At 69.9% G+C, this 14,663-nt stretch carries 12 protein-coding genes; 4 read left to right on the forward strand and 8 right to left on the reverse strand.

What is annotated here, in order from left to right; all coding sequences use genetic code 11:
- The first annotated feature begins 137 nt into the window (after positions 1–137).
- Both AC3A4E_RS02850 and AC3A4E_RS02855 read left to right on the forward strand, forming a co-directional pair.
- Positions 138–2,177, forward strand: a complete 2,040-nt coding sequence (locus AC3A4E_RS02850) for a S9 family peptidase (protein WP_487630061.1) — start codon at positions 138–140, stop codon at positions 2,175–2,177.
- A 203-nt stretch (positions 2,178–2,380) separates the two neighbouring features.
- The gene (locus tag AC3A4E_RS02855) at positions 2,381–4,534 is read left to right on the forward strand and encodes a TonB-dependent siderophore receptor (RefSeq protein WP_487630062.1); all 2,154 of its coding nucleotides are present in this window, start codon (positions 2,381–2,383) and stop codon (positions 4,532–4,534) included.
- Positions 4,535–4,603: 69 nt separating this feature from the next.
- Here the strand turns inward: AC3A4E_RS02855 and AC3A4E_RS02860 are convergent, their stop codons facing one another.
- Complete coding sequence (locus AC3A4E_RS02860; protein WP_487630063.1) at positions 4,604–5,206, reverse strand: FMN-binding negative transcriptional regulator; 603 nt, start codon at positions 5,204–5,206, stop codon at positions 4,604–4,606.
- Positions 5,203–6,174: an alpha/beta hydrolase fold domain-containing protein gene (locus tag AC3A4E_RS02865; RefSeq protein ID WP_487630064.1), complete on the reverse strand. Its 972-nt coding sequence runs from the start codon at positions 6,172–6,174 to the stop codon at positions 5,203–5,205. The genes AC3A4E_RS02860 and AC3A4E_RS02865 overlap by 4 nt, the downstream gene beginning before the upstream one ends.
- A 150-nt stretch (positions 6,175–6,324) precedes the next feature.
- Between AC3A4E_RS02865 and AC3A4E_RS02870 the strand changes: the two genes are divergently transcribed.
- Positions 6,325–7,083, forward strand: a complete 759-nt coding sequence (locus AC3A4E_RS02870; RefSeq protein ID WP_487630065.1) for an AraC family transcriptional regulator — start codon at positions 6,325–6,327, stop codon at positions 7,081–7,083.
- 80 nt (positions 7,084–7,163) lie between these two features.
- Positions 7,164–8,015, forward strand: a complete 852-nt coding sequence (gene purU, locus AC3A4E_RS02875; RefSeq protein WP_487630066.1) for a formyltetrahydrofolate deformylase — start codon at positions 7,164–7,166, stop codon at positions 8,013–8,015.
- Between the two features lie 19 nt (positions 8,016–8,034).
- On the opposite strand, the gene zapE is transcribed toward purU, so the two are convergent.
- The 6 genes from zapE to AC3A4E_RS02905 form a co-directional block, all read right to left on the reverse strand.
- A complete protein-coding gene (gene zapE / locus AC3A4E_RS02880; RefSeq protein ID WP_487630067.1) occupies positions 8,035–9,228 on the reverse strand; it encodes a cell division protein ZapE in 1,194 nt (397 codons plus the stop codon).
- Positions 9,229–9,274: 46 nt separating this feature from the next.
- Positions 9,275–9,943, reverse strand: coding sequence for an alpha/beta hydrolase (locus AC3A4E_RS02885; protein ID WP_487630068.1), 669 nt, complete (start codon positions 9,941–9,943; stop codon positions 9,275–9,277).
- Positions 9,944–10,001: 58 nt separating this feature from the next.
- Positions 10,002–11,711, reverse strand: a complete 1,710-nt coding sequence (locus AC3A4E_RS02890) for an ExeM/NucH family extracellular endonuclease (RefSeq protein ID WP_487630069.1) — start codon at positions 11,709–11,711, stop codon at positions 10,002–10,004.
- A gap of 87 nt (positions 11,712–11,798) precedes the next feature.
- Positions 11,799–12,314: a c-type cytochrome gene (locus tag AC3A4E_RS02895; protein WP_487630070.1), complete on the reverse strand. Its 516-nt coding sequence runs from the start codon at positions 12,312–12,314 to the stop codon at positions 11,799–11,801.
- Between the two features lie 194 nt (positions 12,315–12,508).
- Positions 12,509–14,194 (reverse strand): electron transfer flavoprotein-ubiquinone oxidoreductase, encoded by a 1,686-nt coding sequence (locus AC3A4E_RS02900; RefSeq protein ID WP_487630071.1) that lies wholly within the window; start codon positions 14,192–14,194, stop codon positions 12,509–12,511.
- A gap of 124 nt (positions 14,195–14,318) precedes the next feature.
- Positions 14,319–14,642 (reverse strand): DUF1820 family protein, encoded by a 324-nt coding sequence (locus AC3A4E_RS02905; protein ID WP_487630072.1) that lies wholly within the window; start codon positions 14,640–14,642, stop codon positions 14,319–14,321.
- Between the last annotated feature and the right edge of the window lie 21 nt (positions 14,643–14,663).

Here is a 14,663-nt window from a genome sequence, read left to right on the forward strand (position 1 = left end):
GGCCCGCCCGCAACGGTTTGCGACCCGGCATGCCACCCGACCCGGCGCCCGGCGCGGCATAGTCGGATGCGAAGCGCACGGCACGTGGCCGCGCGCCGGCATCGGGAGTGCGAATGCGCAGGGCTCGGGGGACGTGGATGGGACAGCTGCTGGTGGCGGCGGGACTGATGACGGCGACGCAGGCGGTCGCCGCCCAACCGGGCCGTGTCATCACGCCCGACGACATCGTCGATCTGCGCGAGGTCGACGATGTGCGGATCAGCGCGGATGGCACGCGCCTGGCGTGGGTGCTGGAGACGCCGGCCCAGGCGGGCGGATCTCCGGTTCGCCGCATCCAGCTGGCCGATGCGGATGGCGACGCCGCACCGCACACCCTGGACGCCCCTGATGGCGCCGCCGACGCCCAGCCGCGCTGGTCGCCCGACGGGTCGTCGCTGCTGTTCCTGTCCGACCGGGCTGCGACGACAGGCGCTTCCGGCGACGATGCCGGCGATGCGTCCTGCGCCGCAGCCGATGACACGCCACCGGTCGCCTCCACGCAGTTGTGGCGCGTCGATCGCGATGGCCGTGGCGCCGAACGCCTGACTGCGCTGGCCGGCGACATCGGCGCGGTGCACTGGTCGCCGGACGGCCGCCAGGTCGCGCTGCTGGTGACCGATCCGCTCTCGCCCGAGCAACGTACGCGCGCGGCGTGCAAGGACGATGCCCAGGTGCGCGATGTCCATACGCGCCACCAGCGCCTGTGGCTGCTCGATCCGCAGACGCGTGTCGCGCGTGCAGTGTCGCCGCCGGCGCTGCACGTGCTCGATGCGGCGTGGTCGCCGGACGGGCGCGAGTTCGCGTTGCGGGTCGCGGACACGCCGACGATCAACGACTACTGGTACCGCTCCCGGATCGTGCTGCTCGACGCGCAGACCGGCGCGCCGGGGCGGACCGTCTTCGCGCGCGCGGCGGCACGTGACCTCGCCTGGTCGCCCGATGGCCGCAAGCTGCTGTACGGCGAACTGCACGCGTATGCGATGAGCGCCGATGCGGTCGTCGAGACGCTGGCTGACGGACACCGCGTGCGGCTGGCGCGTGAGTGGCCTGGCACCCTGCGTGGCCTGCGCTGGCAGGACGACGACACGCTGGTCGCGCTGGGTATCCGGGGCGTGCGTGGGGAGTTTCTCCGCATCGATGCGCGCGACGGTGCGGCCACGCCGTTCGCATCGGTGCAGACGGCAAGCGGCGGATTCCAGCGCGCCGATGCCGGTCGCATCGCGTTCGTGGGCACGCAATCCGACCGGCCTGCCGAGGTGTGGCTGCTCGAGCCGGCCGGCGATGGCGCACCGGCACTGCGCGTGCGCAGCGACAGCAATCCGCAGACCGCCGCCTGGGCGCGTGGCACGCTGCGCGAGCTGTCGTGGCCGAGCAGCCGTGACGGCACGATCATCCATGGCGTGCTGGTGCTGCCGCCGGGTCATGTGCCCGGCACACCGTTGCCGACGCTGCTGCAGATCCATGGAGGTCCGGCGTGGGCATGGTCGTCGGGCTGGCTCGGTTCGTGGCACGACTGGGCGCAGCTGCTCGCCTCGCACGGATACGCGGTCCTGCTGCCGAATCCGCGCGGTTCCGAAGGGCAGGGCCAGGCGTTCACCGAAGCCGTGCGCGAGGACTGGGGCGGCGGTGACCTGCAGGACGTGCTGGACGGTCTCGACATGCTGGTCGACACGGGCATCGCCGATCCCGCGCGCGTCGCCATCGGCGGCTGGAGCTACGGCGGCTATCTCGCCGCGTGGGCGGCCGCGCGCACCGACCGGTTCCGCACCGCGATCGTCGGTGCGGGCGTTAGCGACATCGGCGCGATGGCACTGACCACCGATACGCCCGACTACCTGCCGGGCTACTTCGGCGATCCCGTGACGCGTCGCGATGTCTACGACCGGCATTCGCCGATCCGGCATGTGGACGGCATCGATGTGCCGGTGCTGATCCTGCATGGCGATGCGGATACGCGCGTGCCGGTCTCGCAGGGCGACCAGCTGTATGGCGCGCTGCGTTTCCAGGGCACGCCGGTGACGATGGTGCGCTATCCGCGTGGCCCGCACTGGTTCCACGAACGCGCGCACGAGCGCGACGTGCTGGTGCGCGTGCTCGACTGGCTGGACCGTCACCTGGCCGTGGCGTCGGGCGACTGACCCGACGGCCCGCGCGACGCCGCCATCGGCTGCGTCGTGCGCTGTGGCGCCGGGCAGATGGCCCGCTCACGACGGCATCGGACCCTCGCACGTCATCCGGTCGCCATCGCGGCACGCATATTCCAGTGACGGCTGTGTGTATGCCCGATCGGGCATGACAAGGACGCGACGCAGACGCCCCACTACTTTCCGGAGAGACGACGATGACGGTTCGACAGGCGTGTCCGCGTTCCCACCCGCACCGTGCCGCACTGGCGCTCGCGGTGTCCGCCGTCCTCGTCGCGGGTGCCGCGCAGGCCCAGTCGACGACCGCCGGCAGTGCGTCGACGACCGATCTGGACCGCATCATCGTGATCGCGCCGGACTACGTGCCCTCGGGGAGCATGACGGCGACCAAGTCGGACGTGCCGCTGATCGAAACGCCGCAGTCGATCTCCGTCGTCACCCGCGACCAGATCGATCTGCTGTCGGTCAACGATGTGCAGCAGGCGATCCGCTACACCGCCGGCATCGTCGGCGAGAACTACGGCCCTGACCTGCGCTTCGACTTCCTCACCCTGCGCGGCTTCACGCCCAAGCAGTACATCGACGGTCTGCAGGCACCGATCACCACGACCATCTTCAACGTCGGCCTCGATCTCTACGGCTTCCAGGAAGTCGACGTGCTCAAGGGCCCGGCATCGGTGCTCTACGGCAACGCGCCGCCCGGCGGCATCTACAACCTCACCAGCCGTCGCGCCGACACCACCTTCGGTGGCGAGGTCGGCGTGCGCGTGGGCAGCGACGACTACCGCCAGCTGCACGGCACCGTGACCGGCGCGCTCACCGACACGCTCAGCGGCCGCGTCACCGCGCTCGTGCGCGAACGCGGCTCGCAGATGGACTTCGTCGAGGCCAACCGCACCTACATCGCACCGACCTTCACCTGGCAGATCGGCAAGGCCACGCAGTTCACCGGCCTGGCCTACTACCAGAAGGACGCCAACACCGGCGACACCAACGGCTACCTGCCGGCGTCGGGCACGCTGCTCGGCAATCCCAACGGACAGCTGCCGCGCCACCGCAACCTCGGCGAGCCCGACTACAACCGCTACGACCGCACCCAGTACGGCATCGGCTACGACTTCAGCCATGCCTTCAGCGACACCATGCGTTTCCAGCAGAACGCGCGCTGGAACAGCTACGAAGAAGCGCAGAAGCTGGTGTACTCGACCGGCTTCCAGGCTGACCAGCGCACCGTCAACCGCTCGGCCTATCCGTATGCCGAGGATGTCGAGGGCTTTGCGGTCGACAGCCGCCTGTCGATGCACCTCGGCAACGAGCGCGTGCAGCACACACTGCTCGCCGGACTCGACGTGCGCGCGCTGGAGAACTTCGCGCGGCTGGGATTCGCGGCCGCGCCGCCGATCGATGCCTACGACCCGGTCTACGGCGCCGCGCCGATCGTCACCCCGGCGATGACCAACATCTTCAACAACCAGCGCGTGCAGCAGGCGGGCCTGTACCTGCAGGACCAGATCAGGATCGGCCGCACCGTGCTGACCGCGAGTGGCCGCTTCGACAAGGTGGAACTGGAGAACCGGCAGACCGGCGTCACGACAAAGCAGGACGAGTTCACCTGGCGCGCCGGTGCGAACTACATCTTCGACAACGGTGTCGCGCCCTATGTGAGCTACGCGACGTCGTTCGAACCGATCCTCGGCACCGATACCGCGACCGGTCGCGCGTTCGAGCCCAGCACCGCGACCCAGGTCGAGGCGGGCGTGAAGTTCGATGCGCGTGGCTTCTCCGACGACGTGCGCCTGTTCGCGACCGCGGCGCTGTTCCGCATCGACCAGGAGAATCTGGTCAACGTGCAGTCCGGGCAGACGCCGATGTTCGGCCGCCAGATCGGCGAGGTGCGTGCGCAGGGTGGCGAACTGGAGATTGTTGCGCGCGTGCGCGACCGACTCAGCTTCAACGGCGCCTACAGCTACACCGATTCGGAAGTCGTCACCGACCAGGGCGGCTTCTCGACCGGTGATCCGCTACCGACCACGCCGAAGCACAAGCTCACCGGGTTCGTGGATTACAGCTTCGTCGACGGACCGCTGGCCGGCTTCGGTGCCGGCTTCGGTGCGCGCTACCTCAGCGAGTCGGCCGGCAGCCTGCGCAGCGCATTCAATGCGAACGTGCTCTACGGCAAGTCGACCACGCTCTATGACGCGATCGTGCGCTACGACGTCGACAACTGGCGCTTCTCCCTCAACGCCAGCAACCTGTTCGACAAGGAATACGTCGGCCGCTGTTCGGCGATCGCCAACTGCATCTACGGCCAGGGCCGTCAGATCATGGCGACGGTGACGATGAAGCTCTGAGGCCCGACGGTCCCCGCGTCCGCAGTCGGGCGCGGGGACCGGACGCAGTGTGCGGCCGGTGACTGCAGGTCAGTCGCGCTGCGACTGCATCCAGGTGCGCAGCGGCGCATCGTCGAGCCCGCCGACGATCTCCTCGAAGGTCTGCGGCTGTTCGTCCTGGCCCAGCTTGAAGGTCGCCTGCACGCGCTCGACATGCGCGTGGAACGCGACGATGTGCTGGCGCAGCTGTGCATAGCGCGGTCCCATGCGCGCGGTCGTCCATGGGTCGGGATTGTCGGCTTCGAGGGTCGCGGCCAGTGCATCGAGTGCATGGTCGTTGTCGTCGGGCGCGAACTCGATCCGGACCTGGAAACGCGCGACCGCGTAGTTCCACGTCGGGCCCCAGGTCGGGTTGCTGACCAGGCGCGGCGCGATGTAACCGTCCGGCCCCTTGAACAGCAGCAGCGCACGCGGATCGGCACGCAGCGCGGCGACCTGCGGGTTCGCCAGCGCGAAGTGGCCGAGGAAGGACGCGATGCGACCGCTGGTGTCGAGCCCGGGCAGCAGCGGCAGTGGCGTCGCATCGAACGGCCCGGTGTCCGTGTTGCCGTGGCCGATCACCCAGGCGAGCGGATACGCGCGCACCAGCGCCAGCACGTCGGCATCGCCGCGCGGCACGAAGGCGCCGGTCATGCCGACACCGTGGCGCGCAGCCAGTGGGCGGCGTCGTCGAACGCACGGTCGGCGAGCGGCGAGATCGACACCGCTTCGAGGAAACTGTGGGTCGCGCCCGGATACTCCTGCACCTCGACCGCCACGCCGGCGGCCTCGAGGCCGGCCGCCAGACGGCGGTTGCCGTCGGCGAGGATGTCGCAGCCGGCGATCGCGAAGTACGCCGGCGGCAGGCCGCGCAGATCGCCGCGCAGCGGTTCGGCCAGCGGATCGAGGCGATCGGCATCGTCGCGCAGATAGTTGTCCCAGAACCGGTGCATCTCGCCGACCTCCAGCATGTAGCGGGGTCCATCGTAGCGATGCCAGGACGCGCTCGGTTCGCGATCGAACGCGCCGTAGTTCAGCAGCATGCCGAGCACCGGCGGCTGGTCGTGCTGGCGCAGCCACAGGCTGGTGGCCACCGACAGGTTGGCACCGGCCGAGTCGCCACCCAGCAGCAGGCGGGTGCCGTCGATCGCGTAGTCGCCGCCATGTGCGCGCAGCCACGCGAGGACACCGGCGGTTTCCTCGATCGGCCGGGGAAACTTCGCTTCCGGCGCGAGGCTGTAGTCGACACCGATCACGGCGATGCCCGCGCGCGCGGCGTACTCGCGCATCAGGCGGTCATGCGTGTCCACGCTGAACATCGTCCAGCCGCCGCCGTGCAGATAGACCAGCGCAGGCAGGGGCGTGCCGCGCGGGCCGGGATGGTGGATGCGCACGCCGACACCGGCGATCGCCGCCGGCAGCGAGGTCGTGCAGGCCATCGTCGGTCCGCCGCGCGTCCACGGCGCGCGGATGCGTTCGGCGGCCCGGCGCGCATCGTCGAGCGGCAACCGCGCGAAGTCGCCTTCGCTCGCATAGCCGTCGTTGATGCGCTGCTGGAATTCACGGATTTCGGGCGCGACGTCGTCGAGCGGCGTCCCGGCAGGCGGCGGGGTGGATGACATGACGGTCCCGGTCGGCAGAGTGTCTGCACGATACCCAGCGCACCGGCGGCCGGCTGGTCACGACAGGTCGGCGGGTCGCGCGGTCGGGCCATCGTCGGGCATGTCGCCCGGCAGTTGCGCGATCGCCGGGTTTGCAGTGTGATCGTGGCGATGAAACGCAGCGCCGACTATCTCGACACGCCGCATCCCGTGATCGGACTGGCCGACGAGTATCCCCCGGGCTTCGTCGATCCGATGCACTGCCACGAGCGTGCGCAACTGCTCTACGCCTCGTCGGGCGTGATGTCGGTGGCGACCCCGCAGACCAGCTACGTCGTGCCGCCGCAGCGCGCGGTGTGGCTGCCGGCGCGGATGATGCACGAGGTCTCGTGCCGGGGCGCGGTCTCGGTGCGCACGCTCTACATCGACACGGTGCATGACACGAGTCCCGACCGCTGCCGCCTGCTGCAGGTGTCGGACTTCCTGCGTGCGCTGATCCTCGAGGTCGTCGGTTTCCAGGCCGGTTATGCGCCCGCGAGCCGCGAGGGCCGGATCACGGCGCTGCTGCTCGAGGAATGCGCACGCATGCCCAACGCGCCCTACCAGGCCACGATGCCGCAGGATCCCCGGCTGCTGCGTGTCTGTCGCAGCCTGCTGGTCGACCCGGCCGATACGCGCGACATCGATGCATGGGCGGCGCAGGTGGGCATGAGCCGGCGCAGTTTCACGCGTGCATTCCGCGACGAACTCGGCATGGGCTTCGCGCAGTGGCGGCAGCAGATCCGCCTGCTGTCGGCAATCTCGCTGCTGGCCGAGGGACGATCGATCACCTCGGTCGCGCTCGATGTGGGCTACGAGAGTCCGAGTGCGTTCACCGCCACGTTCCACCGTGCGTTCGGCCAGCCGCCGAGCGCCTACATGGCGCGCTGAGCCGCGCCGGGCGGCTGGCTGCTGCGGCTGCCAGGGGCCTGCGATGTGACATAGTCGGCCGCCCCGCCAGCGCCCCGCCCATGGCACACGATCACGTCCTCACCCTGTCTTGCGCCGACCGCACCGGCATCGTCCATCGCGTGTCCGGCCTGCTGCTGCAGTGGGGCTGCAACATCCTCGATGCGCAGCAGTTCGGTGACGCCGAGTCGGGCCGGTTCTTCCTGCGGGTGCATTTCGATCTGCCGCGCAAGGCCGACATCGTGGCGCTGGAACAGGCGTTCCACCCGTTGGCCGATACGTTCGGCATGGACTGGCGGATCGACGATGCGCGCCGGCGCGCGCGTCTGCTGGTGCTGGTCAGCAAGCAGGGCCACTGCCTCAACGACCTGCTGTTCCGCACGCATGGCCGGCAGCTGCAGGCCGATATCGTGGCGGTGGCATCGAACCACGACACCTACGCCGCGCTGACCGGCTCCTATGGCGTGCCGTTCCATCACCTCCCGGTCGACGCCGGCAATCGTGCACGGCAGGAAGCGGAGATCCTTGCGCTGGTCGAACGCGAACGTGTCGATCTGGTGGTGCTGGCGCGGTACATGCAGATCCTCTCGCCCGCGCTGTGTGAAGCGCTGGCCGGACGCGCGATCAACATCCACCACAGCTTCCTGCCCAGCTTCAAGGGCGCGCAGCCGTACCACCAGGCGCACGCGCGCGGGGTCAAGGTGATCGGCGCGACCGCGCACTACGTCACCGCGGATCTCGACGAGGGGCCGATCATCGAGCAGGACGTGGCGCACGTGGACCACGCGATGACACCGTCGGACCTGGTCCGCATCGGCAGCGACATCGAATCGCGTGTACTCGCGCGTGCCGTGCGCCGGCACGTCGAGCACCGGATCCTGGTCAACGGGCACCGGACGGTGGTGTTCCGCTGACGCGTGCGCCCGGCCGGTCTCAGGCGCGGTGTTCGCGGGTGAGGAATTCCTCGCTGCGCATCTCGATCAGCCGGGAGGCGGTGCGCTCGAACGCGCCCACCAGACGTTCGCCCGAGTACAGCGACGGCGGCTCGGCGGCGGCGGTGCAGACGAGGTTGACGTTGCGGTCGTAGAGCTCGTCGATCAGTGTGACGAAGCGGCGTGCGGCGTCGTCGCGCGTGGCATCCATGTGCGGAATGCCGCCCAGCAGCACGGTGTGGAATTCGGTCGCGACCTGGATGTAGTCGCTGGCGCCGCGCGGACCTTCGCACAGCGCGTCGAAATCGAACCAGGCCATGCCCGGCGTGCGCGCCCGCACCGCAATACGACGGCCGTCGATCTCGACCCCGGCATCGCGGTGGTCGTCGTCGCCGCCGAGTTCATGCCAGCGCGTGTCGAGCCAGCTGTCGGCGTCCGCATCGAGCGGCGTGCGGTACACCGGCGAACGCGTCAGTGCGCGCATGCGGTAGTCGGTATCGCTGACGAGGTGGACCACGCGGCAATGCTGGCGGATCAGGTCGATCGCCGGCAGGAAGCGCGCGCGCTGCAGGCCGTCCCTGTAGAGATCCACGGGATCGACGTTGGAGCTGGTCACCAGCACGATGCCGTCGGCGAACATGCGCTCGAGCAGACGTGCGAGCAGCATCGCGTCGCCGATGTCGCTGACGAAGAATTCGTCGAGCACCAGTACGCGCAGGCCCGCATCGCGCCAGTCGCGCACGATCGCCGCCAGCGGGTCACGCTCGCCGGCATGCGCGCGCAACGCGGCATGGACCTCGCGCATGAAGCGATGGAAATGGGTGCGGCGCTTGCGACCGAGTTTCGGGTCGGGCGTCGCGTGGCGGGCGGGATCCTTGACCGGCGCCGCGGGCGCCGCATCGTCGGTGCCCATCGGACGCATCGGCTGCAGCGGCAGGCCGTCGTGGAACAGGTCGATCATGAAGGTCTTGCCACGACCCACACCGCCCCACAGGTACAGGCCGGCCGGTGCGTCCGGTGCATCGCCGCCGCCGAACAGGCGACCGAGCATGCCGCGCCGCGCCGGCGGCTGAAGCAGTGCGGCATGCAGGCGGTCGAGTTCGACCAGGGCCGGCTGCTGCGCAGGATCGGTTTGCCAGTCGCCGCGTGCAACGCCGGCGGTGTAGCGCTCCGATGGCGTCTGCAGGGTGCTCATGCGCAGGGCGTCCGGGGCGCGTGCGCCCGGGTCGACAGCAGGCGCATCAACCCGCAGCCCGCGGCAGGTGCGGCGTGGCCCAGTGCTTCACCACGCCGCGCAGATCGATCATGCGGCGATGGAAGAAGTGGCTGGTCTCGGGCATGCGCACGAGTTCGGCCTGCGCGCCACTGTCGTCGAGCCAGTCGTAGACGGCCTGCGGATCGACGATCTCGTCCGCCTCGCCCTGGATCACCAGCCACGGGCAGCTCGGCAGCACGATCGACTCGAAATCCCAGCGACCGGCCGGCGGTGCGACCGAGATCAGCACATCCGGCTGCAGCGCATCGGCCGCACGCAGCGAGACGTAGGCGCCGAAACTGAAACCGGCGAGCCACAGCGCGTGGCCGGGTCGTTCGCGGCGGACCCATTCGATCACCGCGGTCAGGTCGTCGATCTCGCCGATGCCGTCGTCGTAGGTGCCGTCGGACGCGCCGGTGCCGCGGAAATTGAAGCGCACCGTCTCCGCGCCGAGTTCGCGCAGCGTGCGCGCGACCATCGTGACGACCTTGTTGTGCATCGTGCCGCCCTCGGTGGGCAGCGGATGGCAGACCACGGCGACGAACGGCAGCGCGGCGACATCGGCGTCGGGCAGATCGATCGCGGCTTCGAGGTCGCCGGCGGGGCCGGGCAGTACGAGCGGCCCGGATTGTGTGTGGAACGTGGGGGACGTCATGCGCGAATGATACCGGGCCGCTCGCGACGAAGCCGTGCGCGCCCGGGCAGATGCGGTGTCAGCGTCCGCGCAGCCGCAGGCCGATGACCAGCGGGTCATGGTCCGAGCTGCGCCACGGCCCCGCCGCTTCGCGCTCGCGCGTGTCGGCAGGCTCGTCGGCATTGCTGTGCCACTTCGCCGCACCCGTGACGCGCGTGGCCAGCGCGGGCGCGAGCAGGGCGTGGTCGAGGCGGCCGGCCTGGCCGTCGAACACGAAGCTGTACTGCGTGCCGCCATCGCCACTGGCGAACGGGTCGCGCCAGCCGGCGTCGGTGAACACGCGCACAGGGTCTTCCATCGCGTAGGCGTTGAAATCGCCGACCACCGCGACACGCTCCCGGGTGCCGGTCGGCGCGGTCGCCAGCCAGTCACGCAGGCGCTGCGCGGCGTCGACGCGGGCCGCGTTCCAGCAGGCCTGGCCGTCGCGCTGGTCGAGGTCCAGGCCCGTGGCTTCGCCGCAGCCCTTGGACTTGAAGTGCACGGCGACGACGCTGAAGTCGAGTCCGTCCGGGCGCCCGTTGCGCAGCGGCACGAACGCCTGCGCCAGCGGCACACGGCTGAGTTCGGCGAACGGTCCGCCGTCGAGCGTGGCCGGCGGGCCCTTGGGCCGCACACGCGTGTCGCGGTAGATCAGGCCGACGCGAATCGCGTTGGTGCCCGGGCCCTGTCCGGCATCGACGAAGCGCCAGTCGTGCGCGGGGCCTTCGGCGTTCAATGCGTCGACGAGCGCGGCGATGCTCGACTGCGCGTCGTAGCCGTCGTTCTCCAGTTCCATCAGTGCGGCGACATCGACATCGAGCGCGGTGATCGTCGCGACCAGTCCTTCGATCTGGCGCGTCAGTTCCTCGGGCGTGAGCGCACCGCGCGGCGTCGGGAAGCCGCCGCCGCGGCCATCGCCGTTGAACAGATTCTGCAGATTGAACGCGGCGATGCGCACGTCGCCGTCGACCACGGGCGCCGGCGGACGCGAGGCCGGCTGCGGCTGCACGGGCGCGGTGAGCTGCAGACGCCAGGCGCCGTGGCGATGGTCGACCACCCCCTCGATGCCGGTCAGCACGCTGCCGCTGCGCAGGGCCTGCGCGGTCTGCGGCAGATACCAGAGCTGGCCGTCGGCCGGCGCGTCTTCGCGGCCGTCGTCGAGCAGCACGCGGCGACGCGCGTTGTCGGACGCGACACGCGCGGCGTCAGCGCCCGGACGGGCGACTTCGGTCGGCGTGAACAGCCGGCCGTCGAAGCTCGTGGCCAGCGTGCCGCGACGTCCGCGCTCATGCTGGCCGGTCAACGTCAGCGGCGCTTCGATCCGCACCCGGGTCCCGGCGAGCGCCGACCAGTCGGCCGGCGGCGCGTCGAGCACGACCGCGGCGATCACGGGCGCCGGCGTCGACAGCACTTCGATGCGCTGCGGATGCAGCGCGGTGGCGGCCTCGCCTGCGCGCGTGCCGGTCACGCGGACGTGCGCGCCGACCTCGGGCAGCGGCTGCCCGTCACGCGCCTGGACGAACACCGCATCGGGTGTGGCCGGGTCGCCGTCGCCCGCGTCCTGCAGGAACCAGCCGCCCAGATCGTCGAAGCGCGCGGTCACCCGGCCGGAGACGATCGCCGTCGCGTCCTGCGGCAGTGCGTGCAGGCTGCCGATCGCGACGGTGCCGGCATCGGCGCCCGGGGCGGTGGTGCGGCAGGCGGCGAGCAGGGCGCAGGCGAGCAGGGCGGTGGCAGGGCGGATCATCATCGGAACTCCAGTGGCCGCGGCGGCCGGATGCGACGACGCCGCCCGGAGAGGCGGCGTCGGGTGGGCGGGCATGTCACCCGGCCAACGTCATTTCAGGTTGTCGATCATCCAGTCGACGGCGGCATGCATCTGCTCGTCGTTGAGCGCCGGATTGCCGCCGCGCGCCGGCATCACGCCGGCTGCGCCGGTGAAGCCTTCGATCGAATGGCGGTACAGCGTTTCCTGGCCCTGGGCGATGCGGGCATCCCAGTGCTGGTGGTCCAGCGTCGGTGCACCGCCGGCGCCGGAGGTGTGGCAGCCCGCGCACAGGTTCTGGTAGATCACCGAGCCGTCGACCGTGCCGCCGTAGGCGACCTGCGCGGCAGCGGCAGCGGCTGCCGCCGCGGTGGCAGCGGCCTGCGACGCGGCGCCGGTGGCGCCTGCGTAGACCGCACCGGTCGGTGCGATGCGCGCCTCGGTGCGCTTGGCCACGCCCGGGGGCACTTCGCCGGGAATGGAGTTGTGCAGATACCAGGCACCGAGAATCAGGCCGAGCGTTACGACGGTCAGAAACAGCAGGACCATCGAAAAGCGCTTGAGGAATTCGAGATCGTAATTACGCACGAAACACCCTTGGCGACATGGCCGTCGGCCACAGCTGTGCCCGAGTATACGGGCAGGTTTTCAAGTTTGCTGCGGTCCGCCGCCGATCCCGGACTTCCGCTTCGCCCGGACCACGTCCGGCCGCATGACGGCGGTGCGATATGACACCGCGCATTGCCATGGACCGGTGCAACGCGCCGCCGACGTGTGCGATCTCACATCCCCGCGTAGTTCGGACCGCCACCGCCCTGCGGCGCGACCCAGACGATGTTCTGGGTCGGATCCTTGATGTCGCAGGTCTTGCAGTGCACGCAGTTCTGCGCGTTGATCCGCAGGAACGGGCCGTCCGGACCGTCGAGGAATTCGTAGACCGCCGCCGGGCAGTAGCGCGCCTCGGGGCCGGCGTAGGTCGCCAGGTTCACGTCGACCGGCACCGAAGCGTCCTTCAGCGTCAGATGCGCCGGCTGGTCCTCGGCGTGGTTGGTGCTCGACAGGTACACCGAGCTCAGACGGTCGAAGGTCAGCGCGCCATCGGGCTTCGGGTACTCGATCTTCGCGTGCTGCGCGGCCGGCTCCAGACATGCGTGGTCTGGCTTGTCGCGATGGATCGTCCACGGTGGCACGCGCATGCCGAGCTTGGGCAGCAGCCACTGTTCGATGCCGGTCATCAGCGTCGCGATGGTGCGGCCCTTCTTGAACCACTGCTTGAAGTTCTTCGACTGCGACAGCTCGGCGTGCAGCCAGCTGGCCTCGAACGCGACCGGATACGCGGCCAGTTCGTCACCACTGCGGCTCTCGCCGAGCGCGGCGAATGCGGCGTCGGCGGCGAGCATGCCGGTCTTGATCGCGGCGTGGCTGCCCTTGATGCGGCTGCCGTTGAGCGTGCCGGCCTCGCAGCCGACGAAGGCACCGCCCGGGAACACGAGCTTCGGGATCGACAGCAGGCCGCCGGCGGTGATCGAACGCGCGCCGTAGCCGATGCGCTTGCCGCCTTCGAGATACTTGCGGATCGCCGGGTGCGTCTTGAAGCGCTGGAATTCCTCGAACGGGCTCAGCCAGGGGTTCCTGTAGTCGAGGCCGACCACCAGACCGATCGCGAGCTTGCCGTCCTCGGCGTGATAGACGAACGAGCCGCCGTAGGTGTCGCCGTCGAGCGGCCAGCCGGCGGTGTGCACCACCAGGCCCGGCTCGTGCTTCGCCGGATCGATCTGCCACAGTTCCTTGATGCCGAGACCGTAGCTCTGCGGATCGCGGCCCTCGTCCAGCGCGAACTTCGCGATCAGTTCGCGGCCCAGCTGGCCGCGCGAACCTTCGGCGAAGATCGTGTACTTGGCATGCAGCTCCATGCCGAGCTGGAATTCGCCGGTCGGCTGTCCGTCCTTGCCGATGCCGAGGTTGCCGGTCGCGACGCCGCGCACGTGGCCGTCTTCGGCATACAGCACTTCGGCGGCTGCGAAACCGGGGAAGATTTCCACGCCCAGGGCTTCGGCCTGCGTGGCCAGCCAGCGCACCAGCGCGCCGAGGCTGATGATGTAGTTGCCGTGGTTCTTGAAGCAGTCGGGCAGGAAGAAATCCGGCGTGGACTTCTGGCCGGTCTCGTCGAGGAACAGGAATTCGTCGCGGGTGACAGCCTGCTTCAGCGGCGCGCCTTTTTCCTTCCAGTCCGGAATCAGTTCGGTCAGCGCACGCGGGTCGATGATCGCGCCCGACAGGATGTGCGCGCCCGGCTCGGAGCCCTTTTCCAGCACGCAGACCGACACCTCGCGGCCCGCTTCGGCGGCCAGCTGCTTGAGCCGGATCGCAGTCGCCAGTCCGCCGGGACCTGCGCCCACGACGACGACGTCGTACTCCATCGATTCGCGTGGGCCGTGGGTGTCGAGCAGTGCCTGGGAAGTGGTCATCGTTGCCTTGGGCGGTGTGCCTGGGTGACGGCGCGTGGGGCCAGCTTCGCAGCCGGCACGCGATGGCCGCGTGGGCCGGCGAGTGTAACGCGACGCTTCAGCGGGACATGCGCAGCGGACGGTTTCAGCGCGGTCGTGCGGGCAGCGGGAACGGCGTGACCACGGTCTCGCCGGTGGACGCGTCGCGGATCGCCGACGGGCCCTTCTTCTCGACTTCTTCGATGCGCAGCACGCTCTGCATCGGCAGGTGCAGCGTGCGCGTGCCGGCGAACTCGCCCTGCAGGCGTTCCTCGGTCGGGTCGACGACGAGGCCGTCGTGGACATCGAACACCAGCTCGGACACTTCGACGAATCCCCACAGCCGGCCGCTCTCGACCTGCCGCGCATACAGCGCGTAGACCTTGCCGTGGCTGAGGAACGTGACCCTGTAGAGCGTCTTGCCTGTCATGCGCCGATTATAGAGCGCCGC

It is taken from the genome of Luteimonas sp. Soil_N_1 (genome assembly GCF_057656255.1).